Source organism: Saccharopolyspora hattusasensis (assembly GCF_050972075.1).
Lineage (GTDB): Bacteria > Actinomycetota > Actinomycetes > Mycobacteriales > Pseudonocardiaceae > Saccharopolyspora > Saccharopolyspora hattusasensis.
In genome coordinates this window covers 2,878,419-2,903,812 of sequence record NZ_JBPCDC010000001.1, presented here as the reverse complement: position 1 = coordinate 2,903,812, position 25,394 = coordinate 2,878,419, and the positions used below count along the sequence as shown (strand labels likewise).

21 protein-coding genes and 1 pseudogene are annotated in these 25,394 nt (G+C 70.0%); 16 read left to right on the top strand and 6 right to left on the bottom strand.

The features are described from left to right. A complete protein-coding gene (gene mnmA, locus ACRXBZ_RS12975; RefSeq protein WP_433879347.1) occupies positions 1 to 1,089 on the top strand; it encodes a tRNA 2-thiouridine(34) synthase MnmA in 1,089 nt (362 codons plus the stop codon). Positions 1,090 to 1,283: 194 nt separating this feature from the next. On the opposite strand, the gene ACRXBZ_RS12970 is transcribed toward mnmA, so the two are convergent. Next, on the bottom strand, positions 1,284 to 2,474 hold the full coding sequence (locus ACRXBZ_RS12970; protein ID WP_433879346.1) for an FAD-dependent monooxygenase: 1,191 nt from the start codon (positions 2,472 to 2,474) through the stop codon (positions 1,284 to 1,286). A gap of 84 nt (positions 2,475 to 2,558) precedes the next feature. Between ACRXBZ_RS12970 and ACRXBZ_RS12965 the strand changes: the two genes are divergently transcribed. The 8 genes and pseudogenes from ACRXBZ_RS12965 to ligA all read left to right on the top strand — a co-directional run bounded on the left by ACRXBZ_RS12965 (position 2,559) and on the right by ligA (position 10,929). Then, the gene (locus ACRXBZ_RS12965; RefSeq protein ID WP_433879345.1) at positions 2,559 to 3,089 is read left to right on the top strand and encodes a TetR/AcrR family transcriptional regulator; all 531 of its coding nucleotides are present in this window, start codon (positions 2,559 to 2,561) and stop codon (positions 3,087 to 3,089) included. 31 nt (positions 3,090 to 3,120) lie between these two features. Beyond that, the gene (locus ACRXBZ_RS12960) at positions 3,121 to 3,927 is read left to right on the top strand and encodes an alpha/beta fold hydrolase (protein WP_433879344.1); all 807 of its coding nucleotides are present in this window, start codon (positions 3,121 to 3,123) and stop codon (positions 3,925 to 3,927) included. Positions 3,928 to 4,001: 74 nt separating this feature from the next. Then, a pseudogene (locus tag ACRXBZ_RS12955) lies at positions 4,002 to 5,104 on the top strand (AMP-binding protein); the annotation flags it as partial. 120 nt (positions 5,105 to 5,224) lie between these two features. Next, a complete protein-coding gene (locus tag ACRXBZ_RS12950) occupies positions 5,225 to 5,572 on the top strand; it encodes an AMP-binding enzyme (protein ID WP_433883862.1) in 348 nt (115 codons plus the stop codon). A 135-nt stretch (positions 5,573 to 5,707) separates the two neighbouring features. Continuing rightward, a complete protein-coding gene (locus ACRXBZ_RS12945) occupies positions 5,708 to 6,739 on the top strand; it encodes a uroporphyrinogen decarboxylase/cobalamine-independent methonine synthase family protein (protein ID WP_433879343.1) in 1,032 nt (343 codons plus the stop codon). 159 nt (positions 6,740 to 6,898) lie between these two features. Next, entirely contained in the window at positions 6,899 to 7,909 is a 1,011-nt protein-coding gene (locus ACRXBZ_RS12940; RefSeq protein WP_433879342.1) for a DUF6461 domain-containing protein, read from the top strand. A gap of 51 nt (positions 7,910 to 7,960) precedes the next feature. Further along, entirely contained in the window at positions 7,961 to 8,656 is a 696-nt protein-coding gene (locus ACRXBZ_RS12935) for a hypothetical protein (RefSeq protein ID WP_433879341.1), read from the top strand. A gap of 83 nt (positions 8,657 to 8,739) precedes the next feature. Next, positions 8,740 to 10,929, top strand: coding sequence for an NAD-dependent DNA ligase LigA (gene ligA, locus ACRXBZ_RS12930; protein ID WP_433879340.1), 2,190 nt, complete (start codon positions 8,740 to 8,742; stop codon positions 10,927 to 10,929). A 322-nt stretch (positions 10,930 to 11,251) separates the two neighbouring features. Here ligA and ACRXBZ_RS12925 read toward each other — a convergent pair whose 3' ends face one another. Further along, on the bottom strand, positions 11,252 to 11,905 hold the full coding sequence (locus ACRXBZ_RS12925) for an ACT domain-containing protein (protein WP_433883861.1): 654 nt from the start codon (positions 11,903 to 11,905) through the stop codon (positions 11,252 to 11,254). Positions 11,906 to 12,234: 329 nt separating this feature from the next. Between ACRXBZ_RS12925 and gatC the strand changes: the two genes are divergently transcribed. Genes gatC through gatB form a run of 4 tightly spaced genes read left to right on the top strand, consistent with a single transcriptional unit; the run spans position 12,235 to position 15,762 of the window. Continuing rightward, complete coding sequence (gene gatC / locus ACRXBZ_RS12920; protein ID WP_433879339.1) at positions 12,235 to 12,534, top strand: Asp-tRNA(Asn)/Glu-tRNA(Gln) amidotransferase subunit GatC; 300 nt, start codon at positions 12,235 to 12,237, stop codon at positions 12,532 to 12,534. Continuing rightward, the gene (gene gatA / locus ACRXBZ_RS12915) at positions 12,534 to 14,066 is read left to right on the top strand and encodes an Asp-tRNA(Asn)/Glu-tRNA(Gln) amidotransferase subunit GatA (protein WP_433879338.1); all 1,533 of its coding nucleotides are present in this window, start codon (positions 12,534 to 12,536) and stop codon (positions 14,064 to 14,066) included. Before gatC ends, gatA begins: the two co-directional genes overlap by 1 nt. After that, positions 14,063 to 14,260, top strand: coding sequence for a hypothetical protein (locus ACRXBZ_RS12910; protein WP_433879337.1), 198 nt, complete (start codon positions 14,063 to 14,065; stop codon positions 14,258 to 14,260). The genes gatA and ACRXBZ_RS12910 overlap by 4 nt, the downstream gene beginning before the upstream one ends. Continuing rightward, entirely contained in the window at positions 14,257 to 15,762 is a 1,506-nt protein-coding gene (gene gatB / locus ACRXBZ_RS12905) for an Asp-tRNA(Asn)/Glu-tRNA(Gln) amidotransferase subunit GatB (protein ID WP_168585048.1), read from the top strand. The genes ACRXBZ_RS12910 and gatB overlap by 4 nt, the downstream gene beginning before the upstream one ends. Positions 15,763 to 15,853: 91 nt before the next feature. Here the strand turns inward: gatB and ACRXBZ_RS12900 are convergent, their stop codons facing one another. After that, on the bottom strand, positions 15,854 to 16,993 hold the full coding sequence (locus ACRXBZ_RS12900; RefSeq protein ID WP_433879336.1) for a PQQ-dependent sugar dehydrogenase: 1,140 nt from the start codon (positions 16,991 to 16,993) through the stop codon (positions 15,854 to 15,856). 110 nt (positions 16,994 to 17,103) lie between these two features. After that, positions 17,104 to 18,060, bottom strand: coding sequence for an alpha/beta fold hydrolase (locus ACRXBZ_RS12895; protein WP_433879335.1), 957 nt, complete (start codon positions 18,058 to 18,060; stop codon positions 17,104 to 17,106). A 271-nt stretch (positions 18,061 to 18,331) separates the two neighbouring features. On the opposite strand from ACRXBZ_RS12895, the gene ACRXBZ_RS12890 reads away from it, so the two are divergent. After that, on the top strand, positions 18,332 to 18,982 hold the full coding sequence (locus tag ACRXBZ_RS12890) for a DoxX family protein (protein WP_433879334.1): 651 nt from the start codon (positions 18,332 to 18,334) through the stop codon (positions 18,980 to 18,982). 374 nt (positions 18,983 to 19,356) lie between these two features. Here ACRXBZ_RS12890 and ilvD read toward each other — a convergent pair whose 3' ends face one another. Together ilvD and ACRXBZ_RS12880 are read right to left on the bottom strand one after the other, a co-directional pair. Further along, positions 19,357 to 21,201, bottom strand: coding sequence for a dihydroxy-acid dehydratase (gene ilvD, locus ACRXBZ_RS12885; RefSeq protein ID WP_433879333.1), 1,845 nt, complete (start codon positions 21,199 to 21,201; stop codon positions 19,357 to 19,359). A 459-nt stretch (positions 21,202 to 21,660) separates the two neighbouring features. Next, positions 21,661 to 22,446 carry a PH domain-containing protein gene (locus ACRXBZ_RS12880; protein ID WP_433879332.1) on the bottom strand — a complete coding sequence of 262 codons (786 nt, stop codon included), beginning with the start codon at positions 22,444 to 22,446 and terminating at the stop codon, positions 21,661 to 21,663. 402 nt (positions 22,447 to 22,848) lie between these two features. Between ACRXBZ_RS12880 and ACRXBZ_RS12875 the strand changes: the two genes are divergently transcribed. Both ACRXBZ_RS12875 and ilvN read left to right on the top strand, forming a co-directional pair. Beyond that, positions 22,849 to 24,681, top strand: a complete 1,833-nt coding sequence (locus ACRXBZ_RS12875; RefSeq protein WP_433883860.1) for an acetolactate synthase large subunit — start codon at positions 22,849 to 22,851, stop codon at positions 24,679 to 24,681. A 139-nt stretch (positions 24,682 to 24,820) separates the two neighbouring features. Then, the gene (gene ilvN, locus ACRXBZ_RS12870) at positions 24,821 to 25,327 is read left to right on the top strand and encodes an acetolactate synthase small subunit (RefSeq protein ID WP_168585044.1); all 507 of its coding nucleotides are present in this window, start codon (positions 24,821 to 24,823) and stop codon (positions 25,325 to 25,327) included. Positions 25,328 to 25,394: the final 67 nt, after the last annotated feature.

Below are 25,394 nucleotides of genomic sequence, written 5' to 3'. Positions count from 1 at the left end.
GTGCGAGTACTGGCAGCCATGAGCGGCGGGGTCGATTCCGCCGTCGCCGCCGCGCGAGCGGTCGCGGCGGGCCACGACGTGGTCGGCGTGCACCTGGCGCTGTCGGCGAAGCCCGGCACGCTGCGCACCGGCGCCCGCGGGTGCTGCACCATCGAGGACTCCCGGGACGCCCGCCGCGCCGCGGACCTGCTGGGCATCCCGTTCTACGTGTGGGACTTCGCGGAGCGGTTCACCGAGGCGGTCATCGAAACCTTCGTCGGCGAGTACGCCGCGGGCCGCACCCCGAACCCGTGCCTGACCTGCAACGAGAAGATCAAGTTCGAGGCGCTGCTGGAGAAGGCCATGGCGCTGGGCTTCGACGCGGTCTGCACCGGGCACTACGCCCGACTGTCCATCGTGGACGGTGTGCCGGAGCTGCGGCGCAGCCGGGACGACGGCAAGGACCAGTCCTACGTGCTGGCCTCGCTGACCGCGGAGCAGCTGCGGCACTCGATGTTCCCGCTCGGCGACTCGCTGAAGTCCGAGGTGCGCGTCGAGGCCGCCGAGCGCGACCTGGCGGTGGCCAAGAAGCCGGACAGCCACGACATCTGCTTCATCCCGGACGGCGACACCAAGAAGTTCCTGGAGACCAAGCTCGGGCAGACGCCGGGCAAGCTGGTGGACGCCGAAACCGGCGCGGTGCTCGGCGAGCACACCGGCGTGCACGGGTTCACCGTGGGCCAACGCAAGGGGCTCGGCATCGACGCCCCGGCCTCGGACGGCCGGCCGCGCTACGTGCTTTCGCTGGAGCCGGTGTCCGGGACCGTCCAGGTGGGTTCCGCGGATCGGCTGTCGGTCAGCGAGATCGACGCGAAGCGGCCCATCTGGCCGTCCGAGCGGCCGTTGGACGGTCCGACGGAATGCGTGATCCAGGTCCGGGCCCACGGCGGCACGGCCGAGGCGGTCGCCGAGGCCGACGAGGACGGCATCCGAGTCCAGCTCCGCCAGCCGCTGCGCGGTGTCGCTCCGGGGCAGGCGATCGTCCTCTACCACCCGGACGCCGCGGGAGACCTCGTCCTCGGCAGCGGCCTCATCTCCGCCACCCGCTAGCGGTCGCAGTCCTGATCAAGAGCGCTCGACGAGCTCGGCCAGGTGCTGCGGGTGGGCTGGTTAGCCGTGGATGCTGATAGTTCACCGCTGGTGCGCTACCGGCGACGAATCGAGCTGGTCGGTGCACCACCGGGCGATGGCCGCCCGGCCCGCAGTCCTTCGGTAGATGCTCGCGTTAACGCGCCGCTTCACGGTCACGACCCCGATGCGTAGTCGCGGAGGCTGATCGCGTTGGCGGCGTGCTGGATCTCCTTGGGCAGGCCGCTGGTCCGGGGCAGGTAGCGCATCAGGCGGAACGCCTGGTTGCGAAGCCACAGGCCGGTGGCGGTCTTCGGGATCAGCGTTTTCGCGCTGTCCGTCGCGATCTTCTGGTTCAGCGTCACGTAGTTCCGCATTTCTGCCTCGTAGCGGCGGAACGCGGTGCGGTAGTCCCCGTCGGTGGCGAGCAGTTCGCCGGCCAGCACGTATGCGCCGACCAGCGCGAGGCTGGAGCCCTGGCCGGACAGCGGGGACGGGCAGTAGCCCGCGTCGCCGACCAGCACCACGCGTCCGCGCGTCCAGTCGTCGAGGCGGATCTGGGCGATCGAGTCGAAGTAGAAGTCCGGTGCGCGGCGTGCGGCGTCGAGCAGGCGGGGCGCGATCCAGCCCTCGTCGGCGAAAGCCTTGTCCAGCAAGGCGATCTGGGTCTGCGGGTCGCGGGGGTCGAAGCGCAGTTCCGGTGATTTGAAGCCGAGGATCGCCTTAGCCCCGGTGTCGGTTCGCGCCTGGTACAAGCCCGCCACCTTGCCGGGTGTGTTGCGGATCGTGGTCCAGCGGTCCAGGTCGAGGAAGTTGTCGGTGCTGAAGATCGAGACGTGGTAGCCGAGGTAGCGGCGGAAACCGGGCTCCGGGCCGAACGCCAGCCGCCGGACGTTGGAGTGCAGCCCGTCGGCGCCGACCACGAGGTCGAATTCGCGCGGCGCGTGGTGCTCGAAGGTCACGCGAACGCCGTCGGCGCCCTGGTCGATGGCGGTGATGGAGTCGCCGAAGAGGTACTCGGTTCCGCTGGTGCGCTCGTGCAGGATCCGGGTGAGCGTGCCGCGCATGATCTCGATGTCGCGTTCGCCGCCGAACAGTTCGTCCATGCGGACTTCGGCCACCGACCGGCCCGCCGCACCGACGACGGTCATGCCCCTCATGCCGGTGCGAGCATTCTGCAGTTCGGCCAGGATGCCCATCCGCTCGGCCACCTCGACCGATGCGCCACGCACGTCGACGGCGTAGCCGCCGTCGCGCATCGCGGGTGCGCGCTCCACCACGGTCGGGTTGAAACCGTGCTTGCGCAGCCAGAACGCCAGCGCCGGCCCGGCGATGCTGGCACCGGAGATCAGGATGTTCTTTGTCATGGGGCTAAGCTAGCCCGCTACTTACCGGTCGACAAGTAACTTACCGGTCGGCAAGCAGTAGGATCGGCTGGAAGGAGGACGCCGATGCCGAGGACACGGGTCGACACCAGGGCGGAGATCCGCGCGGTCGCCGCGGAGCTGTTCGCCCGCCAGGGGTTCGAGAAGACGAGCCTGCGGGAGGTCGCCGAGCGGCTCGGCATCACCAAAGCCGCGCTGTACTACCACTTCCCGTCCAAGGCGGACCTGATGCGCGGCATCGTGCAGCCTTTCGTCGACGAGATCGAGGACCTGCTGGCGGACCGCGAGGCGGCCGCGGAGGTCGATCCTCGCCAGTTCCTGGCCGACTACTTCGACGTGGTCCTGCGGTACCGGCAGGTTTTCGAGCTGGTCCTGCGGGACGTCTCGGCGTTGGCGCAGCTCGATCTGATGCAGCAGATGCTCGCCTGGCGCAACCGCGTCTACGCGTTGCTGGTCGGCCCCGACGCATCACCTGCGCAGATCGCTCGGGCGACCGTCGCGATCGGTGGGTTGCAGGACTGCGCGACAACCGAAGGGCCGCCCGAGGAATTCCGCGACGCCGCCCTGGAAGCGGCGATTGCCGCGTTGAGCAAGTGACAGCACCTCTGCGCGTCGACAGAATGTGCGCATGACTTCACTGCATGTCGCGGAAAGGGGCGACGGAGCGCGCGCGATCTTCGTGCACGGTTCGGGCACTTGGGCGGCGCACGAGGTTTTCGGGTTCGGTGCCCAACTCCCGCTGGCCGGCGAATTCCGGCTCGTTCTCCCGGATCGGCGGGGCTACGGGGGCAGCCCGGACGTCGAACGCAGCGACTACGAGCAGGACGCCGACGACATCGCCGAGTTGCTCGACGGCGGAGCGCACCTGGTGGGGCACTCTTCCGGCGGCGTGGTCGCGATGCTGGCCGCCTCGCGGAACCCGGAGTCGGTTCTTTCCCTGACGCTCATCGAACCGGCTTGCTTTCAGCTCGCCGCGGATGCGCCGTTGGTCGCTGAGGCGTTGGAGCGCAACCAGGACGCGATCGCGTCGGTGCCGCCCGAACTGTCCGACGAGGACCTTGTTCGGCTCAACTTCGAGTCCGTGGGCTTCGAAGCGCCGCCGGTGACGCCGGAGCTCGTGCGGGCGACGCGTACCGCGCTGCGCGAGATACCGGCTTGGGGAGCACAGATCCCGGTCGAACCCCTCGCTGCGGCGGCCTGGCCGACGAGGGTGGTCACTGGGACCTGGGACGACGCGCCGCGGGCGTACCGCGAGCACGGAGGCGAGCCGATCATGGAGTGCGCGCGTGTGACAGCGCGGCGCATCAACGCCGGTCACCTGGAGGTGCCGGGCGCGTCGCACTGGCCGCACAGCCAGCGGCCCGATGTCGTCAACGACGCACTGCGCGAGTTGTGGCGCGCTGACGGCCTAGTGCGTAGCGCGGTTCGCGGGTAGTGTCTCCCGGCGTACGGGATTTCCGCAATTTCAATGGAAATCAGGGCTCTGATTTCCATTGAAATTGCGGCACCGTGCACCACACCAGCACCGTGAACTGGGGAGGTCCTGTGCTCGATCTTCGGGCCAGCACGGTCGCAGACGTGTTGCGGCGCAGCGCCGCGCGAGTCCCGGACCGCGAGGCTCTGCGGTTCGTCGACAGTGCTGGGCAGGAATGGGTTTGGACCTATGCCGAACTCGACGCTGCGGTTACCCGCGCCGCCGGGGTGTTGCTGGCCGCCGGGGCGAACCAGGGCGACCGGATCGCGGCTTACGGCAAGAACTCCGACGCCTACCTGATCGGATTCCTCGCCTGCGCGCGGGCAGGCCTGGTGCACGTGCCGATCAACTACAACCTGACCTCGGGCGAGCTGGGCTACCTGCTGGAGCAGTCGGGAAGCAGCATCGCGCTGGTGGATCCTGCATTGGCCGACAAGCTCGCCGAAGTCCGTCCCGGCACCGCGGTCGAGCGCGTGATCCCGCTGCGCGACAGCGCGGATTCGCTGCTGGCGCAGTGCATCGACGGCCCGTTGCCGGAGTTGGACGTCGACGTCGCCGTCGCCGACGATGCGCTGGTCCAGCTGCTCTACACCTCGGGCACGACCTCGCAGCCCAAGGGCGCGATGATGACGCATCGCGCGCTGCTGCACGAGTACGTGTCCTGCGTGGTCGCGCTGGATTTTCGCGAAGACGATCTGCCGCTGCATGTGATGCCGCTGTACCACTCGGCGCAGATGCACGTGTTCCTCCTGCCGCAGCTGATGATCGGCTCCACCAACGCGCTGGTGGAAGTGCCGTAGCCGGGCGACATCCTGCGGCGGATCGAGGAGGAGCGGATCAGCGCGTTCTTCGCCGCGCCAACGGTTTGGGTGGCGCTGGCCAACTACTCCGACTTCGCCACCCGCGACCTGAAGACGCTGCGCAAGGCCTACTACGGCGCCTCGATCATGCCCGGGCCGGTGTTGCAGCGGTTGCGCGATCAGCTGCCGGAGCTGGGGTTCTACAACTGCTTCGGGCAGTCCGAGATCGCTCCACTTGCGACGGTGCTGCGCCCGGAGGAGCACGACGGCCGGATTCCGCCGGGCGGCCCGTGCTGTTCGTGGAGGCGAAGGTCGTCGACGAGCAGGGCGAGGAGGTCGCGCCGGGGGAGCTGGGCGAGATCGTCTACCGGTCGCCGCAGCTGTGCACCGGGTACTGGGACAAGTCCGCGGAGACCGCCGAGGCGTTCCGCGGCGGCTGGTTCCACTCCGGCGACCTGGTGCGACGCGACTCGGAGGGCTACTGCTTCGTCGTCGACCGGATCAAGGACGTGATCAACACCGGTGGCGTGCTGGTCGCATCCCGCGAGGTGGAGGACGCGCTGTACACGCACCCGGCGGTGGCCGAAGTGGCGGTGATCGCGGTGACCGATCCGAAGTGGATCGAGCGCATCGCGGCGGTGGTGGTCGCCAAGGCCGAGTTGACGGAGGCGGAACTGCTGGAGCACGCGCGCGGCAGCCTGGCCGGCTTCAAGGTGCCGAAGGAGATCCGCCTCGTCGACGACCTGCCGCGCAACAGCTCAGGCAAGCTCCTCAAACGCGTCCTGCGCGACGAGCTCACCGACTGATCGCAGCTTCGTTTTGGCTGGTCAAGGACCGTGAGTGGTTCTGGGCGCGATAGCACCCGAAAACGCTCACGGGCGCTGAGCCGCGTTGGCTGTGCCCCGTCGGGCGGCGCGCGGCGGGCTGTCGATAATGGCGGGGTGAGTGACGCACCTTGGGGCCCTGGGATCGCCACAGCCATCGGATCGATGCCCGGGGCCGATCCGGTCGAGGCGGCGCGCACTGTCGTCGGCGAACTGCCCGACTTGACGCCCTTCCCGGAGCTGCCGGGGCGCGGCGTCGGTGCCGATATCCTCGGCCGCACCGCCGGGCTGCTGGTCGACCTCGCCGTCGAAGTGGTGCCGTCGGGCTACCGGGTAGCCTCCCGCCCCGGCCGGGACCACCAGCGCGCCATCGACCTGATGCGCTGGGACCTGGACGCCGTGGAGCAAGCGGCCGCCGAAGCGGGCGCTCCGCGGGCGGTGAAGGTGCAGGCGGCGGGCCCGTGGACGCTGTCGGCCGGGATCGAGCTGCACCGCGGACACCGGGTGCTGACCGACCAGGGCGCGCTGCACGACTTCACGGAGTCGCTGACCGAAGGCCTGATCGCGCACTCCGAACAGGTCGCCGCTCGCACCGGCGCCAGGGTCGTCGTCCAGCTCGACGAGCCGTCGTTGCCCGCAGTGCTGGCGGGGTCGCTGCCTACGCCCTCCGGTTACGGCAAGGTGTCCGCGGTCCCGGAACCGGACGCGCAACGCGTGCTGGCCGAGATGATCGAGAAGCTCGCGGCCGCAACGGGTTCGCCGGTCGTGGTGCACTGCTGCGCGGTCCGCCCGCCGGTCGCGATGCTGCGCCGGGCCGGCGCCGGGGCTATCGCGCTGGACGCCACCAGGCTCGGTGACGTGTCCGGTTCGTTCGCCGACGAACTGGGGGAGGCCTGGGAAGAGGGCACCACGTTGTTCCTCGGACTGGTCCCGAGCACGGAGCTGACGGGCGAAGCCCGCCTCCGCCGAATCGCCCAACCCGCGTTCGACCTGGCCTCCCGCCTCGGCTTCGCCCGCCGGGCGCTGGCCGAGCGCAGCGTGCCGACCCCGACCTGCGGCCTCGCGGGAGCGACACCGGCCTGGACGCGCCGCGCGATCAGCCTCACCCGCGACCTCGCCAACCTCTTCGCCGACGAAGCCGAGCAGTAGCGAACCGCCCACCGCAGCGTGATCGATCGCCTTTGTTTGTCCACTTTGGACTCGCGTTTCGATCCGCGGGCAGCTGGTTGCTGGGTGGGTTTGCTTTCTTGTCGGTGCGTGTTTTCGGAATCCGCAGTGTGGAAGTCGTTGCGCTGGTAGGAAGAACTCGTGGGCGGTCATTGCATCAGCGAGCTCGAGCGGGCCGAGTGGATTCGGCGGAGCACCATCCAGGAGGCTGCGTGCCTGACCTTCGTGCGGGGCGACGGCGTCGGTGAGGTGGCTGCGGACTTCGGTGCCGTCGCCGGGTTCGGTCGGCCGCTGGACATCGACGACTTCTGCGAGGAAGCCTTCGCCCACCAGGAGAAATACCCCATGATCGCGCTTCGGCAGGTCGGCGGCTGGGTGCTCGTGGTCGAGGACAGCGGTCGGCAGGGGCAGCGGCCGGAAGTGCTGCGCCAGGCCGCGCGGCAGGCCGCCGTCTCGGTGTTCTGGGACGCGAGCGCGCTCACCCGCTTCTCGCATGCGGTGCTCGGCGATGTCCGGACCTCGTTCGAGGCGGTGCTGCCGGAGTACCGGGAGGGCAGCCGGCCGGACGAGCTGGAAGTCGTCCGCGCCGGATTGCCCTGGTCACAGGCCGATCCGGTGGCGCTGATGCTGGCCTTGGCCGGGCGGCTGACCGGGCTGTCGCCGACCCCGGACTGGCTCGTCGGCGACTTCCAGACCTTCCCGGTCGCGCCGTGGCCCGACGACCTGGTAGGGGAGCCGAATCCGCTGGACGAAATCGCCGGCTACCCGCCCGAACTGGTCGCGGCGCTGCGCCTGGCCGCCGAGCCCGATCGGCGACGGGCCGTCGCCGTGGCTGCGCGGCACGTGGTCGCCACTGTCGGCTGTGTCGACCACCCCGTCGTGCGGCGGACCCTGTCATCCCTGATCAGAGGGGGTTGGATCGACCGCGGTGCGCTCGGCGCGGTGGTCCGGGAATGGTCCTGGCAGAGCACCTGGAGCCGCCCGTGCAGCAAGATCCGCAACCAGCTGCGCGCGGTCGAGGCGTTGCGGCAGGCAACTCACGAGGATGCGCTGACCGCGCTGGCCGGGGTGCTGGTCGGGGCGCGGCAGGTGCGCGGGGTGGAGGCGGGTGAGCTCGCGCGCATCGTCGCCGCCGAACTCGCGGACCGGTGAGTCCGCGGGATCGGCCCCGAAGACAGCACGGTACCCGGCACAATGGTGGGCATGTTCAGGTTCCTCCGCCGTCGCAACGCCGAAGCCCCGGACAACGCCGAGACCGCTGAGCCGGTCGATGTCCACGCCGAGGCGGCTGATCGCGCCACGCGGTTCTGGCAGCGGTGGGACGACCTGCTGCCGGAGATCGCCTCCGCGCTCGGCGACAGCGTGCCGCAGCGGATCGAGAGCCTGGTGGCCGAAGCCCTCGCCGAGGTGCACCCGAACCTGACCTTCGCCATCGAGCACGGCGAGAAGGCGGTGTACGCGCTGGTCATCAGCGCCCAGGCCGACCCCGAACTGCGCCCCTATACGGACGCCTGGATGGCCGCCGCCCCGGCCGCCGACACGCTTTGGGAGTACCACGACTCCGTACCCCCGGTGCCGGACCCGACCGACGTCACCGTGAACCTGCGGGGCGAGAAGTACCCGCTGGCCGACGTGCGGGTCGTCGCCCAGGTCGACGACGCCGAGGGGGTGGTCGACGTCGCCGTCTACCACCCCGGCTTCAGCGGGCTGGCGGAGAACGCGCGCCGGGCGCTGACGTTCCTGCCGCTGGACGCGACCCTCGGCGAGCGGCTGGCGGCCGACCGGCTGGGCCGGGTGGAGACCGCGGAACTGGAACCCGAAGGCGCGATCGGTCTGCTGGAGCTCCGCGAACTGGTCCGCGAACTCGACCGCACCGCATCGGCGCCGACCGAGTCGTGAGTGGCGAAGCCGGTTCTTGCCGGATTGACCGCTCACGACGAGTCGTGCGTGCTGTTGTCGGGGACGCTCGCTAGTCTCGGGTCGTGACCAGCAAGGATGTGGACCGGGACTCCGCCGCGAACGACACCGCGGCCACCGCCGAGGAGGTCGTGCCCAGCGACCCCGCCGCGGGCCGCGCGGCGGAAGGCGTCGAAGACGTGCCCGCCGAGGTGCGCGAGCGGTACGCGGAGCTGGCCGAGGAAGTCCGCGGCCACCAGTTCCGCTACTACGTGCTGGACTCGCCGACGATCTCCGACGGCGAGTTCGACGGGCTGTTCGCGCAACTGCAGGAGATGGAGGCCGAGCACCCCGCGCTGCAGGCGCCGGACTCGCCGACGCAGGTGGTGGGCGGCACCTTTTCCACCGAGTTCACCCCGGTCGCGCACCTGGAACGGATGCTGAGCCTGGACAACGCGTTCAGCACCGAGGAGCTGCAGGTCTGGGTCGACCGGGTGGAGCGCGAGGTAGGCACCGACGTGCACTACCTGTGCGAGCTGAAGATCGACGGCCTGGCGATCAACCTGCTGTACCGGGACGGGCGGCTGGAGCGCGCCCTGACCCGCGGCGACGGCCGCACCGGCGAGGACGTGACGCTCAACGTCCGCACCATGGGCGATGTGCCGGAGCAGCTGACCGGGACCGACGAGTTCCCGGTGCCGGCGCTGGTGGAGGTCCGCGGCGAGGTGTTCTTCCGCGTCGACGAGTTCGCGGAGCTCAACGCCAAGCTCGTCGAGGCGGGCAAGCCCCCGTTCGCCAACCCGCGCAACTCCGCCGCCGGGTCGCTGCGGCAGAAGGACCCGCGGATCAGCCGCAGCCGACCGCTGCGGTTGATCTGCCACGGCCTGGGCAAGCGGGACGGCTTCGAACCGAACCGCCAGTCCGAGTCCTACGCCGCGCTGAAGGCGTGGGGCCTGCCGGTGTCCGGACGCACCGTCGTGTTGTCCACTATGGACGAATTGGTCGGGCACATCGACTACTGGGGCAAGCACCGCGACTCCGCTGAGCACGAGATCGACGGCATCGTCATCAAGGTCGACGAGGTCCCGTTGCAGCGCCGGCTCGGCACCACCTCCCGCGCGCCGCGCTGGGCCATCGCCTACAAGTACCCGCCGGAGCAGGCCACCACGAGGCTGCTGGACATCCAGGTCAACGTCGGCCGCACCGGCCGGGTCACGCCGTTCGCCGTGATGGAGCCGGTGAAGGTCGCCGGGTCCACGGTGTCGATGGCGACCCTGCACAACGCCGACGAGGTGCGCCGCAAGGGCGTGCTGATCGGCGACCGCGTGGTGATCCGCAAGGCCGGCGACGTGATCCCCGAGGTGCTGGGCCCGGTGGTCGACGTGCGCACCGGCGACGAGCGCGAGTTCGTCATGCCCGCCGTGTGCCCGGAGTGCGGGTGGCCGCTGTCGCAGCAGAAGGAAGGCGACGTCGACCTGCGCTGCCCGAACGCCCAGGGCTGCCCCGGTCAGCGCCGCGAGCGGCTGTTCTACCTGGCCAGCCGGAAGGTCCTGGACATCGACGCGCTCGGCTACGAGGCGGCGAACGCGCTGCTGGCGGCCGGGGTGGTGGAGGACGAGGGCGACATCTTCGACCTCGACGAGCCGAAGCTGCTCAAGACGCCGCTGTTCCGCAACAAGGAAGGCGACCTGTCGGCCAACGGCGCCAAGCTCCTCTTGAACCTGAACACGGCCAAGGAGAAGCCGCTGTGGCGGGTGCTGGTGGGGCTGTCGATCCGGCACGTCGGGCCGACCGCCGCGCAGGCGCTGGCCCGCGAGTTCGGCTCGCTGGACCGGATCGAGGCGGCGTCCGAGGAGGAGCTCGCCGCCGCAGACGGCGTCGGGCCGACGATCGCCACCGCGGTGCGCGAGTGGTTCGAGGTCGACTGGCACCGCGAGGTGGTGCGTAAGTGGCGGGCCGCCGGGGTGCGAATGGCCGACGAGCGCGACGAGTCGATCCCGCGCACCCTCGAAGGCCTGTCGATCGTGGTCACCGGCACACTGCAGACGTTCTCCCGCGACGAGGCCAAGGAGCTGATCATGGCCCGCGGCGGGCGGGCGGCCGGTTCGGTGTCGAAGAAGACCGCCTTCGTAGTGGTCGGCGACTCGCCGGGCTCGAAATACGACAAGGCCATGCAGCTCAAGGTTCCGGTGCTGAACGAGAACGGCTTCCGGGTGCTGCTGGACGACGGTCCGGAGGCCGCCGCCGAGGTCGCGCTGCCGGCCGAGGAGGAGTGACGCCGTGAGAGCCTGTCGGCGAATGCCGTCCGCGCCTTTGGAAGCGGCGTAGCCGCTTGCATTCACCTTGCCAAGACGACCGTTGGCGGGTTCTGAGAGGTTTTCTGGTGAGGACGGCCCCTCCGCCGCGTATTGGACCATACGTCAGGAGGGGCACCCGCAGTCCAGGGAACCGCTCTCAGGTTCCGCTAAGCGACAACCCACCCAGACCATTCGCCAACAGGCTCTGAGCTGAGTCCTTCGGGCCGTTGCGGCGGCCTGGAGGACTCACCCCTTCGATTTCAATGGAAATTGCGGACTTGAGAGGTTGAGTGCGGCGTGCTCAGCCGTCGAGGACGACCGAGACGATGCCGGCCAGGTGGGCCAGGCGGGCGAGCTCCGCGGTGCGGAACATCGGGCCTCCCGGGCGGCCCGCCAGCAGCACCCGGTCCGGCTTTCCGATCGGCGTCGCCGCCAGCTCGGTGCCGAGCTCCTTCCAGGTGTCCGGTACCCAGTCCTCGTCGTCGTCCAGGATCGTCGCCCGCGGCAGCGGCAGCCACGGCAGCTCCAGGTAGCCCTCTTGCGGGGCCGAGGTGCTGGCGGCCAGCTGCTCCGCCCCGCCCGAGCGGTGCCCGAAGATGATCGCCCAACCAGATCGGATGATCTTGGGGACGCCCTCGGCGAAGATCTGCAACCCGCGCCCCGGCTCGGCCGCGATCTCCTCGACGAGCTCCAGCTCGCGGTGCGTGTCCAGCACGCCCGCGTAGGGCCGGACCGCATCGACCTCGACGCCGTAGACCGACTCGGCCGCGGTGATCAGCACATCGGGCAACCGACCGGAGGGCAGCTCCACGACCAGGTCGTCGATCGCCACGCCGTTGCTGCGCTCGACCACGTCGACGCTGAGGATGTCGGCACCGATCTCGCCGAGCGCGCTCGCCACCGACCCGAGGTTGCCGGGCCGGTCCGGTATCTGCACCCGGATGAGGAAGGACACCGGACTCAACGCCTCCAGCTTCGTGCGCGACACCTCGCCGGCCGCGCTGCTCACCACCGCACCTGGCCGCGTTACCGCGGCCCCTGGTGCGAGGAACTGGCACTGAAATTGTGTCAGACGCCGCGCCCCACCGGTGCCCCCGGCGTCCACGGAGTGGAAAGACCTGCTGTTTCCCGCCGTACCGTCGTTCTGTAGTTGCCTCGTCGCTGCAAGTGTTGCCGCTGTGTCGCGAGACCGCGGCCGCGGACCTCCCCCCGGCGGCCGGACCCAGGCACCGCCATAGACTGAGCGGTACCCGTGAAACCGGACATGACCAGGGAGCCTTCGCAGTGTCCAAGATCTCCCGCGACGAGGTCGCGCACCTCGCCGGCCTGGCGCGGCTGGCTGTCACCGAGGCGGAGCTCGAAACCTTCGCCGGCCAGCTCGACCAGATCCTCGATGCGGTGGCCAAGGTGGGCGAGGTCGCTGCGGACGACATCCCGCCGACGTCCCACGCCGTGCCGGTGACAAACGTTTTCCGCGAGGACGAGGTGCGGCCGGGCCTGTCGCGCGAGCAGGCGCTCGCCGCGGCGCCGGCCGTCGAAGAAGACCGGTTCCGCGTGCCGCGGATTCTCACCGAGGAGGCCTGATGACGTCGACCGTATCCGGCGGCAGCCTGACCGGGCTGACCGCATCCGATCTCGCCGCCAAGCTGCAGGCGGGCGAGGTCACGTCGGTCGAGGTGACGCAGGCGCACTTGGACCGGATCGCCGCCGTCGATTCGGAGGTGCACGCCTTCCTGCACGTCGACGCCGACGGCGCGCTGGCCGCCGCGCGGCGGGTTGACGAGGATCGCGCCGCCGGGAACGTCACGTCGCCGCTGGCCGGCGTGCCGCTGGCGCTCAAGGACGTGCTGACCACCACCGACATGCCCACCACCTGCGGCTCCAAGATGCTGGAGGGCTGGGTCCCGCCGTACGACTCGACCGTGACGCGCCGGTTGCGCGAGGCGGGCGTGGTCATCCTCGGCAAGACGAACATGGACGAGTTCGCGATGGGCTCGTCGACCGAGAACTCCGCGTACGGCCCGACCCGCAACCCGTGGGACCTGGAGCGCATCCCCGGCGGTTCCGGCGGAGGTTCGTCGGCGGCGCTGGCCGCGTTCGAGGCGCCGCTGGCGATCGGCACCGACACCGGCGGCTCGATCCGCCAGCCCGGCGCGGTGACCGGCACGGTCGGCGTCAAGCCGACTTACGGAGGCGTCTCCCGCTACGGCCTCGTCGCGTTCTCCTCCTCGCTGGACCAGCCCGGTCCCTGCGCCCGCACGGTGCTGGACGCCGCGCTGCTGCACGAGGTGATCGCCGGGCACGACCCGATGGACTCGACCTCTATCAACCAGCCGGTGCCGCAGGTCGTCACCGCCGCCGAGCAGGGCGCTTCGGGCGGCCTGCAGGGCGTGCGCGTCGGCGTGGTCCGCGAGTTCTCCGGCGACGGCTACCAGCCGGGCGTGCAGCGGGCCTTCGACGCCGCCGTCAAGCAGCTGTCCGCGTTGGGCGCGGAGGTCATCGAGGTTTCCTGCCCGCACTTCAACTACGCGCTGCCGGCGTACTACCTGATCGCGCCGAGCGAGTGCTCCTCCAACCTGGCCCGCTTCGACGCGATGCGCTACGGCCTGCGCGTGGGTGACGACGGGGCGCGCAGCGCGGAGGAAGTCATGTCGCTGACCCGCGAGGCCGGGTTCGGGCCAGAGGTGAAGCGGCGAATCATGCTCGGCACCTACGCGCTGTCGTCGGGCTACTACGACGCCTACTACGGCCAGGCACAGAAGGTGCGGACGCTGATCACCCGCGACTTCACCGCCGCCTTCGAGCAGGTCGACGTGTTGGTGTCGCCCACCACGCCGACCACCGCGTTCAAGATCGGCGAGCGGGTCGACGACCCGATGGCGATGTACCTCGCGGACCTGTGCACCATCCCGTCCAACCTGGCCGGCAACGCCGCCATGAGCGTCCCGTGCGGACTGTCCGAAGAGGACGGTCTGCCGGTCGGGTTGCAGATCATGGCCCCGGCGATGGCCGACGAGTGGCTGTACCGGGTCGGCGCGGCCTACGAGGCGGCGCGCAACGCGAGCCAGGACGGCCCGCTCATCAACCGTGTTCCCCGGCTGGAGGTCGCGCGATGAACCCGAAGATCAAGGCAGCGTTCCAACTCGCCTCCGTGCTCTCGGCCGGCCTCGGGCTGCGGGCGAGCTTCCGCGCGGCGCGGGAGAAGAACGACAAGCTCGCGCTGGCGGACGCGATCATCACCGCGCTCGGGCTGATCACCGGCACCGCCCTGGTCGTGCGGGCGCTGCGCAAGGGGGAGGACGACAAGTGACCGCCGTCGCCGAGATCATGGACTACGACGAGGTCCTCGCGCGGTTCGACCCGGTGCTCGGGCTCGAAGTGCACGTGGAGCTGTCCACCCGGACGAAGATGTTCTGCGGCTGCGCCAACGCCTTCGGCGCCGAGCCGAACACCCAGGTCTGCCCGGTGTGCCTGGGCCTGCCGGGCTCGCTGCCGGTGGTCAACGGCAAGGCCGTGGAGGCGGCCATCCGGATCGGGCTGGCGCTGAACTGCCAGGTCGCCGAGTGGTGCCGGTTCGCCCGGAAGAACTACTTCTACCCGGACATGCCGAAGAACTTCCAGACCTCGCAGTACGACGAGCCGATCGTGCACGACGGCTACCTCGACGTGGTGCTGGACGACGGCGAGATCTTCCGGGTCGATATCGAGCGGGCCCACATGGAGGAGGACACCGGTAAGTCCTCGCACATGGGCGGCAGCACCGGCCGCATCCACGGCGCGGAGTACTCCCTGCTGGACTACAACCGCGCCGGGGTGCCGCTGATCGAGATCGTCACCAAGCCGATCGTCGGCGCCGGGGAGCGGGCTCCCGAGGTCGCGCGCGCCTACGTTACGGCGCTGCGGGATCTGCTGCGCGCGCTGGACGTTTCCGACGTGCGGATGGACCAGGGTTCGCTGCGCTGCGACGCGAACGTGTCGCTGATGCCGAAGGGCACCGCGGAGTTCGGCACCCGCACCGAGACGAAGAACGTCAACTCGCTGCGCAGCGTGGAGCGCGCGGTGCACTTCGAGATGCGGCGGCACGCCGCGGTGCTGGCCTCCGGCGGCTCGATCCTGCAGGAGACGCGGCACTTCGACGAGTCCACCGGCACCACGTCGGCGGGCCGCCGCAAGGAGACCTCGGAGGACTACCGCTACTTCCCGGAGCCCGACCTGGTGCCGGTCGCGCCCTCCCGCGAGTGGGTCGCGGAGCTGGCCAAGACCCTGCCCGAGCTGCCGTGGGAGCGGCGTAAGCGCGCGCAGGAGGACTGGGGCCTGTCCGACGAGGAGCTGCGCGACCTGGTCAACGCCGGGGCGCTGGAGCTGGTGGCGCAGACCGTCGACGCGGGCGCGCCCTCCGGCGACGCCCGGTCCTGGTGGGTTTCGTACCTGGCGCAGCAGGCCAACACCCGCGGCGTCGAGCTCGCCGACCTGGAGATCACCCCGAAGCAGCTGGCTCGGGTGATCGCACTGGTCGCCGAGGGCAAGCTGACCAACAAGCTGGCCCGGCAGGTCGTCGACGGGGTGCTCGCCGGTGAGGGCGAGCCGGACGACGTCGTCGCGGCGCGCGGCCTGGAGGTCGTGTCGGACGATTCGGCGCTGCAGTCCGCGATCGACGAGGCGCTGTCGGCGCAGCCGGACATCGCGGACAAGATCCGCGGCGGCAAGGTGCAGGCGGCGGGCGCGATCGTCGGCGCGGTCATGAAGGCCACCAAGGGCCAGGCCGACGCCAAGCGAGTCCGCGAGCTCGTCCTCGCGGCCTGCGGCCAGTAGGAACTGAGTGAAGGGTGCCTTCGGGCCGGCTTAGGGAGAGACCCGTGAGTGTTTTTGGGCGCTGTGGCACCCAAAAACACTCACGGGTCTCTCAGTCCTTGCCCGCGGAGCCGCCCGACGGGGGCTCGATGCGCAGGGCGCGGTCGTCGCTGGAGACCGGGCGACCGCCGTCCTTGTTCGCGGTGCCCAGCCAGATCAGGCCGTCCGGGCCGAGCGCCGCGGCGGAGAACCGGCCGTAGGTGTTTTCCATGACCTTCGTCGGCTGACCGGTGAAGGTGCCGTCCGGCGCCGGGTGCAAGGTGTACAGCGCGGCGGCATCGCGCAGCGCCACCACCACCATCGCCGGGTCGGCGGCGCAACCCGCCACACCCGGCCGCTCCGCCCAGGTCCACGCCGGCGAGCCCAGCGGCTTCCCGAGCTGTACCCGGTACAGGGCGTCCTGGCTGCCGCTGCGATCGGTCACCCAGTACATGCCCAGCGCGGGCGTGCCGCACAGGCCTGCCGGCTCGGTCAGCCCGCTGGCGACCACCGGCGACTTCGGGTCCGGATTGCCCACGGCCGGCTTGCCGGAACCGTCGATGCGCAGCACTTTGCCCGCCAGCGACTGCGGATTAGCGGCGCTGGCCGGGCTGCCCGCGTTGCCGGTGGCGACCAGCAGTGAGCCCTGGCCGTCGTCGAGCATCGCCCCGGCGTTGCCCGTCGAACCCTTCGGAATGCCGGTCAGCACCGCCTTGGGCCGGTCCCCGGCGGCGACCCGCACGACCTGGTTGTCGCCGCTGGTCGTGACGTAGGCGTAGAACAGCTCGTCCTCGTGGTAGGTGGGGGACAGCGCGAGCCCGGTGAGCCCGCCGCCGCCACTCGGATCGACCGGGATCCGGGCCAGCTCAACGGGTTTCGTGCCGCGCTGCACGCGCAGCACCCGCCCGGTGGTCCGCTCGCCGACCAGCGCGCCCTGACCGTCGGGCAGCACCGCGATCGCGCCGACCGGGTCCAGGCAGGTGGCCACCACGGCCGGATCGGGATCCTCGCAGCCGACCGGCGCGTTGGGCTGCTGCGGTGCGGTGCCTGGTCCCGGCGGCGTGGGCTCGCTCTCGAACGACGGCTGCGGACCGGCCTGCGGCTCCAGTGACGGAGGGTCGCCCCACGGCCTGGTGTGCTCGTCGGGGAATTGCGCGCAGCCCGCCAGCAGCGTGCCGAGCACAGCGGTCATGCCCAGCAGGAGAGGACGCATGCGAACCGAGACTGCCACGACGCCCGAGCCTATCGGCCGAGGGGTAAACCCCGGGTGAGGACGTGCACGAACTACCTCCGAGGTGTCGGGTGAACGGTCAGCATGGCAGCTCAGCTGATCGGGTTCTCGGCTCGGCGGCGGGGGCCTGGTTCCGGGAGCGGCAGCCGGATGCGGCGCACCGGGGGCGGTGGCGGGTCGATGCCGAGGCGGGCGCATTCCACCGCTTCGACCCGGCGCAGCAGCAGGGCCAGCTCCTCGCGCACCACGTCGGGGGCTTCGAACGGGATGAAGTGCGACGTCGCCAGCATCCGCATCCGCGCTTGCGGCAGCGCCGCGACCGCCTTGGTGGTGCTGGCGAAGTCCGACAGCAGATCGTGCCGTCCGGTGAGGACGGTCAGCGGGCAGCTCAGCCCGGCCACCTGAGCCCGGGCCGAGGCGCTCCAGGCGAGGCTCAGCGCCAAGTGCCACTGCCAGTCCTCGTGCAGCAGCTGCCGCACCACGGCCGCGGCTACCGCCTGATCCGTTTCGGGGTGCAGCAGGCCGCTGTACCGGACGAGCCGCGCTGAGAAGTCCGTGACCGGCAGTCGCGACGTGATCGACGAAAGCAGGCCGCCGACGAGCCGCAGCGAGGCGGACCCGCCGGCCGCGAGCAGCCGGCGGGCGAGTTCCGGCACGCCGAAGGCGGCCAGCAGCGCGTCCGCGCCCGCCGTCGGCGGCCCGGCGAGCAGCATCAGCCCGCGGACCCGGTCCGGGAACCGCCGGGCGAGCTCGACCGCCACCACCGTGCCGGCGGACCAGCCGACGACAGTGCAGTCCTTCACCTCGGCGTCGTCGAGCACCGCCAGCGCGTCGTCGACGTGATCACCCAGCGTGTTCTCGGGGTCGAGGTTCGGGGTCCAGCCCATCGTCCGAGCCGACGAATCCACCGGCAGCAACTCAGGCGCCCCACCGACCTCAGGACACACCAGGACCGCCTGCGAAGCCGCGATCCCCTGCGGGGAAGTCCAGCCTCGAGACGGTATCCCGCCTGCGGAAACGTCGAATTCCCGGAACAACTGATCGGCCATCGGACCATTTTCCCCCAGCCGGTGTTACGCGGTATCGAACAAATCACGTGTCGAGAAGCTTCTGCCGGAAAGGCTCGCATGTTGGGGTGACCATGCCCTAGCCTCGTCCGGCGTGAGGATTCACGACGATCGCCCCGGCGGTGCGGGCGGCTACCCCGACGATCGCAACTACGGCGCGCACGCCCAGCAGCCAGCGGCAAGCGCGCAGGGTGCGTCGAGTGCGAAGAGTGCACCGAGTGTGAAGAGTGCGCACAGCACGCAGAGTCTCGGTGTGCAGAGCACGCAGAGTCTCGGCGCGCAGAAATACCCCGACTACGACGACGATGACGGCTACAGCGACGCCGAGGCCACGTCCGTGGTCGATCGGCGCGCTGCTGCTCCGTCCGACTACTACGACGAGATCGGCGACCCGCGCAAGCCGTTCGGCTGGAACGCGGGCACCGACCTCGGCCTGCTGATCCTGCGGCTGGCGCTGGGCGGAATCTTCCTCGCGCACGGCGCGCAGAAGCTCTTCGGCGTTCTCGGCGGCCCGGGACCCGAGGGGTTCGCCATGGCGCTGAGCAAGATGGGCTTCGGGCAAAGCGCCGCGCTGGCCCTGCTGACCGGCGGCACCGAGCTCGGAGCCGGTGCGCTGCTGGTGCTCGGCCTGTTCACCCCGCTAGCCGCCGCCGGGATCGTCGGCGTGATGGCCAACGCGATCTTCCTCAAGCTCGGCGCCGGGTTCTTCGCCGCCACCGGTGGTTTCGAACTGGAGGCGACGCTCGGCGTGCTGGGACTCGGGTTGATGTTCACCGGCCCCGGCCGGGTCGCCCTGGACTACGGGCGGGTCTGGTTCCGCCGCCCACTGCCCTTCGGCTTCATCGGCCTGATCATCGCGGTTGCCGCATCGGCGGCCGTCCTGGTCCTGTTCCACCGCCCCTGACCAGAACGCGCGAAAACGGGCCCGCACCTCTCTTAGAGCCTGTTGGTGACTGGTCTGGGTGGGTGGTCGCTTAGCGGAACCTGAGAGAGGTTCCCTGGACTGCGGGTGCCCCTCCTGACGTATGGCCCAGTACGCGGCGGAGGGGCCGTCCTCGCCAGAAAACCTCTCAGAACCCGCCGATGGTCGTCTTGGCAAGGTGAATGCAAGCGGCTACGCCGCTTCCAAAGGCGCGGACGGCATTCGCCGACAGGCTCTTGGTGCGGGCCCGTTTTCACGTTCAGCCGAGCCGCGGAAGGGCACCTTTGCCGAGCAAGCCGGCAAAGGTGCCCGTCACGCGTTGGCCGCCACGTGCGTCCGCCAGTCCGGAGACAGGTCTACTTGTTGACGTCGCGCACTGCTCCGTAGGAGGCGGAGGTGGCGAGGCGGGCGTAGGCGCGCAGCGCCGCCGTGACCTTGCGGTCTCGGCCGACCGGCCGCCACGGGTGCTCGCTGGCATCCATCTTGGCGCGGCGTTCGGCCAGCACCTCGTCGGACACCAGCAGTTCCAGCTTCCGCTCGCGGACATCGATGAGGATCTGGTCGCCGTTCTCGACCAGCCCGATCGTGCCGCCGTTGGCCGCCTCCGGCGAGATGTGCCCGATGGACAGGCCGGAGGAACCGCCGGAGAAGCGGCCGTCGGTGATCAGCGCGCACTTCTTGCCCAGCCCCGAACCCTTGAGGAACGCGGTCGGGTGCAGCATCTCCTGCATGCCCGGGCCGCCCGCGGGGCCCTCGTAGCGAACCACCAGGACCTCGCCCGGCTGGATCTCCTTGTTCAGGATCACCGACACGGCCTGCTCCTGGCTCTCCACGACCCGAGCCGGACCCTGGAAGTGCCACAGTTCTTCCTCGACACCGGCGGTCTTGACCACCGCGCCCTCGTCGGCGAGGTTGCCCTTGAGCACGGCCAGTCCGCCGTCGGCGGTGTAGGCGTGCGCGACGTCGCGGATGCAGCCCCCCGCGGCGTCGGTGTCCAAAGAGGACCAACGGTTGTCCGTGGAGAACGCCTGCGTGGTGCGAACCCCGCCCGGCGCCGCGTGGAACATCTCGATGGCCTCCTCCGACGGCGATTCGCCGCGGATGTCCCAGCTGGACAGCCATTCGGTCAGGCTTGCGCTGTGCACTGAGGAAACGTCGCGGTGCAGCAGGCCGGCCCGGTCGAGCTCGCCGAGGATCGCGCTGATGCCGCCGGCCCGGTGCACGTCCTCCATGTGGTAGTCGGAGTTCGGGCTGACCTTCGACAGGCACGGCACCCGGCGGCTGATGTCCGCGATGTCGTCCAGGGTGAAGTCGATCTCGCCTTCGAGCGCGGCGGCCAGCGTGTGCAGCACCGTGTTCGTGGAGCCGCCCATCGCCATGTCCAGCGCCATCGCGTTCTCGAATGCCTTCTTGTTGGCGACCGAGCGCGGCAGCACCGACTCGTCGTCCTCGCCGTAGTAGCGCTTGGCGATGCGCACCACGGTGCGGCCAGCCTCCTCGAACAGGGCGCGGCGCGCGGCGTGGGTGGCCAAAGTGGACCCATTGCCGGGCAGCGCCAGACCGAGTGCCTCGGTGAGGCAGTTCATCGAGTTGGCGGTGAACATGCCCGAGCAGGAACCGCACGTCGGGCAGGCCGAGCGCTCGACCTCGGAGAGCCCGGCGTCGTCCACCGCGGAGTTCGCGGACGCCGAGATGGTGGTGATCAGATCCGTCGGCGCGTGCGCGACCCCGTCCACCACGACCGCCTTGCCGGCCTCCATCGGGCCACCGGAGACGAACACCGCCGGGATGTTCAGGCGCATCGCGGCGTTGAGCATGCCGGGGGTGATCTTGTCGCAGTTGGAGATGCACACCAGCGCGTCGGCCTGGTGCGCGTTGACCATGTACTCCACCGAGTCGGCGATGAGCTCGCGCGAGGGCAGCGAGTAGAGCATCCCGCCGTGGCCCATGGCGATGCCGTCGTCCACCGCGATGGTGTGGAACTCCCGCGGCACTCCCCCGGCCTCACGGATCGTCGCGGCGACCACGTCGCCGAGGTCGCGCAGGTGCACGTGGCCGGGCACGAACTGGGTGTAGGAGTTGGCGATCGCCACGATGGGCTTGCCGAAGTCGTCGTCGGTCATGCCGGTGGCTCGCCACAGCGAGCGGGCGCCGGCGGCATTGCGTCCGTGCGTCGTGGTGCGAGAGCGCAGCTGGGGCATATAGACCTTCTTACGGATTTTCGGGGCTGGTTTGCTTAGAGCCTATTGGTGAATGGTCTGGGTGGGTGGTCGCTTAGCGGAACCTGAGAGAGGTTCCCTGGACTGCGGGTGCCCTCCTGATGTATGTCCAATACACGGCGGAGGGGCCGTCCTCGCCAGAAAACCTCTCAGAACCCGCCGATGGTCGTCTTGGCAAGGTGGCTGCAAGCGGCTACGCCGCTTCCAAAGGCGCGGACGGCATTCGCCGACAGGCTCTTAGCGGTGCAAGTAGCGGAACCTAAGAAGTCAGGTGGGCTAAGCGACTTCGCCGCTTGCGGCGGCTTTCGGCCTTGCGAGTTGAGCGTCGCGGCTTGCGGTCTACCGCCGGAAGTGGCGTCGCCACTTGCCTGACGACAACGTGTTGAGCTCATTCGCCCGGGCAGCGCCTTTTGGGCGCGGAAAGTTGCGGTGCGGTCGACATTACTCCTGCGTGGTCGGGTCGGGCAGCCGCCCACCGCTGATCGCCGCGACCCGGGGCAGGTCGCGCACCCGCACCGCCGGGAGTTGGACCTCCTTGCCGGAACGCAGCACGGCCTTGAGCCAACGCCGCTCGTTCAGCCGCAGCGACACCACGTCGTCCCAGCTGAACTTGGTGCGGCCGAACGAGGTGCGCACCACGACCTGCCGGGCGTCGACCGTGGTCCGGGTCCGCAGGATCCACACCAGCAGCCCGAGCGGGATCAGGTAGAGCAGCAGCGCCCAGGTGCCCGCGGTGGTGGCGAGCGGGGTGGCGCAGATGGTGATCGCCAGCACTGCCAGCAGCGCTACGGGAGTGATCCGGAACGTCAGGGACTTCGGGGCGTCGGGCTTTGCCGGCGCCCCGGCCTTGTCGCGCCGCTCCGCCTCCTCGACCGGCTCCGCCTGCTCCGACTTCTCGACCGGCTCCGCCTGCTCCGCCTCCTCGACCGGCTCCGCCTGCTCCGACTTCTCGACCGGCTCCGCCTGCTCCGACTTCTCGACCGGCTCCGCCTGCTCCGCCTCCTCGACCGGCTCCGCCTGCTCCGACTTCTCGACCGGCTCCGCCTGCTCCGCCTCCTCGACCGGCTCCGCCTGCTCGGCCTTCTCGACCGGCTCCGCCTGCTCCGCGTCGGAAGGCTCGGCGTCGGCCTGCTCGGCGCGTTCCGCGTCGGACGGCTTGTTTCCGGAGGGCTCCGTGGCGGGCTGCTCGGCGTCGGGCTGCTCGGGCTCCTGCGGGGTCTCACTCACGTCCCGATGGTCTCACCTGCGAAATCCGGGCTTCGTGGGCGGTCGCCGACGGCGCGGCCGGAAACGTCCCGGTCACGGCCGCGGGCGCGGCGGACGTCACATCGACCGGCGTTCGAGACCCGCCATGGCCTTGTTGACCAGGGATTACTCCCGATCCGGGCGGTTCGGCTCGGCATCCCAGGTGTCCACCATCCGGGAAGATCGTCCCGCATGGTTTGACGTGGGGGGCCGCTTTGATTAACGTCCTAGCCATGCTGCGACTGCACGACATTCTCGTACTTCCCCGGCGCGTCGACGCCTAGGAAGTTCGCAGCGTCGACGCGCCAACCCTCGTTAGGCCTATTTGGGGTCTACGGGGGTTTTTTCGTGTCCGGTCCAACTCCCGACCCCGAGGCAGACCCGATGACCAGCGCCAATACACGGCAGAATCCGGTCCCGGCGCCCCCGCCAGGACGCCGTCCCAAGCCCACGCCGCCCAGCGGTGCCCCAGTGAAGATGACCGGTGCGCAGGCACTCGTGCGTTCACTGGAGTCCGTCGGCTGCGAGATCGTCTTCGGGATTCCGGGCGGCACTATCCTGCCCTCCTACGACCCGCTCCTCGACTCCAACAAGGTCCGGCACGTGCTGGTCCGCCACGAGCAGGGTGCCGGGCACGCGGCCACCGGCTACGCGCAGGCCACCGGCAAGGTCGGGGTGTGCATGGCGACCTCCGGCCCGGGCGCGACCAACCTGGTCACCGCGCTCGCCGACGCGCACATGGACTCGGTCCCGGTCGTCGCGATCACCGGTCAGCAGAGCACCGGATTGATCGGCACCGACGCCTTCCAGGAAGCCGACATCTGCGGCATCACGCTGCCGATCACCAAGCACAACTTCCTGGTCACCGACCCTGAGGAACTGCCGCGGACCATCGCCGAGGCGTTCTACATCGCCTCCAGCGGCAGGCCCGGCCCGGTGCTCGTGGACATCCCCAAGGACGTCCAGCAGGCGACCATGTCGTTCTCCTGGCCGCCGGAGATGAAGCTGCCCGGCTACCGGCCGACCAGCAAGCCGCACGGCAAGCAGGTCCGGGAGGCCGCCAAGCTGATCACCGAAGCGCAGCGGCCGGTGTGCTACGTCGGCGGCGGGGTCATCAAGGCCGAGGCGCACGCCGAGCTGCGGGAGTTGGCCGAGCGCACCGGCATCCCGGTGGTCACCACGCTGATGGCGCGCGGCGCGTTCCCCGACTCGCACCCCCAGCACCTGGGCATGCCCGGCATGCACGGCACGGTCGCCGCAGTCGCCGCGATGCAGCGCGCCGACCTGCTGATCGCGCTGGGCGCCCGCTTCGACGACCGGGTCACCGGCCAGCTCTCGTCGTTCGCGCCCGACGCCAAGGTCGTGCACGCCGACATCGACCCGGCGGAGATCTCCAAGAACCGCTACGCGGACGTGCCGATCGTCGGCGACTGCAAGGAAGTGCTCAGCGAGCTGATCGACGCGGTCACCGCCGCCACCGGAGACCGCGGCACCGCCGACCTGGCGCCCTGGTGGGAGTTGCTCGACGACCTGCGCAAACGGTTCCCGCTGGGCTACGAGTGGCCGGGCGACGGCAGCCTGTCGCCGGAGTACGTCATCGAGCGGCTCGGCAGGCTGGCCGGGCCGGACGCCATCTACACCGCCGGCGTCGGCCAGCACCAGATGTGGGCCGCGCAGTTCGTCGGCTACGAGAACCCGCGCACCTGGCTGAACTCCGGGGGCCTCGGCACGATGGGCTACGCGGTGCCCGCCGCGATGGGCGCCAAGGCCGGGATGCCGGGCAAGACGGTGTGGGCCATCGACGGCGACGGCTGCTTCCAGATGACCAACCAGGAGCTCGCCACCTGCGCCATCGAGGACATCCCCATCAAGGTCGCCGTCATCAACAACGGCAACCTCGGTATGGTCCGGCAGTGGCAGAACCTGTTTTACGCCGAGCGCTACTCACACAGTGACCTCGGCACCCACAAGCACCGCATCCCGGACTTCAAACTGCTGGCCGAGGCCTACGGCTGCGCGGGCCTGCGGTGCGAGTCCAAAGAGGACGTCGACAGCGTCATCCAGCGGGCCATGGAGATCAACGACCGACCCGTCGTGATCGACTTCGTGGTGGGCGAGGACGCCCAGGTGTGGCCGATGGTGGCCGCCGGTACCGGAAACGACGAGATCATGGCGGCGCGCGGTATCCGCCCGCTGTTCGACGAGGAGGAGGCATGAGCAGCTCTGTGTCAACTCTGGTGCTGCTCAACCGCACCTCAGGGGACCGTGACGCAAACCAGCCACAAGAAACCTCGAAACGAGCGATTGAGCTGGACGCAACCACAACTGCGAATCTCGGAGAGGCGGGACTGAGCCGATGACCCGACACACGCTGAGCGTGCTGGTGGAGAACGTCCCCGGGGTGCTAGCCCGGGTGGCCGGCCTGTTCTCCCGCCGCAGCTTCAACATCGATTCGCTCGCGGTCGGCCCGACCGAGCACCCGGACATCTCCCGGATGACGATCGTGGTCGCCGTCTCGGACCAGCCCCTGGAGCAGGTCACCAAGCAGCTCAACAAGCTGGTGAACGTGATCAAGATCGTGGAGCTGGAGACCGACGCCGCGGTGCAGCGGGAGCTGCTGCTGGTCAAGGTCCGCGCCGACGCGTCGGTGCGCAGCCAGGTGCTGGAGACGGTGCAGCTGTTCCGCGCGAAAGTGGTGGACGTCTCTCCGGAGGCGCTGACCGTCGAGGCCACCGGTACCGCCGATAAGCTCGACGCGTTGCTGCGAATGCTGGAACCCTACGGCGTCCGCGAGATGGTGCAGTCGGGAACGATCGCGATCGGGCGTGGCCCGCGTTCCATTACGGCCACCGCAGTGCGCTGATCCGGCGCCTGGGCCACAGAGCCGAAAACCGAAGAGCCTGTCGCCGAATTTCTCCGCGAAGCCGTCC

What these genes read in the sequence shown, in the direction of transcription:
- ACRXBZ_RS12970 (WP_433879346.1), bottom strand. Translation starts at nt 2,474, where the DNA reads ATGACAAAGAACATCCTGATCTCCGGTGCCAGCATCGCCGGGCCGGCG.
- ACRXBZ_RS12965 (WP_433879345.1), top strand. Translation starts at nt 2,559, where the DNA reads ATGCCGAGGACACGGGTCGACACCAGGGCGGAGATCCGCGCGGTCGCC.
- ACRXBZ_RS12960 (WP_433879344.1), top strand. Translation starts at nt 3,121, where the DNA reads ATGACTTCACTGCATGTCGCGGAAAGGGGCGACGGAGCGCGCGCGATC.
- ACRXBZ_RS12935 (WP_433879341.1), top strand. Translation starts at nt 7,961, where the DNA reads ATGTTCAGGTTCCTCCGCCGTCGCAACGCCGAAGCCCCGGACAACGCC.
- gatA (WP_433879338.1), top strand. Translation starts at nt 12,534, where the DNA reads ATGACGTCGACCGTATCCGGCGGCAGCCTGACCGGGCTGACCGCATCC.
- ACRXBZ_RS12910 (WP_433879337.1), top strand. Translation starts at nt 14,063, where the DNA reads ATGAACCCGAAGATCAAGGCAGCGTTCCAACTCGCCTCCGTGCTCTCG.
- ACRXBZ_RS12900 (WP_433879336.1), bottom strand. Translation starts at nt 16,993, where the DNA reads ATGCGTCCTCTCCTGCTGGGCATGACCGCTGTGCTCGGCACGCTGCTG.
- ACRXBZ_RS12895 (WP_433879335.1), bottom strand. Translation starts at nt 18,060, where the DNA reads ATGGCCGATCAGTTGTTCCGGGAATTCGACGTTTCCGCAGGCGGGATA.
- ilvD (WP_433879333.1), bottom strand. Translation starts at nt 21,201, where the DNA reads ATGCCCCAGCTGCGCTCTCGCACCACGACGCACGGACGCAATGCCGCC.
- ACRXBZ_RS12875 (WP_433883860.1), top strand. Translation starts at nt 22,849, where the DNA reads ATGACCAGCGCCAATACACGGCAGAATCCGGTCCCGGCGCCCCCGCCA.
- ilvN (WP_168585044.1), top strand. Translation starts at nt 24,821, where the DNA reads ATGACCCGACACACGCTGAGCGTGCTGGTGGAGAACGTCCCCGGGGTG.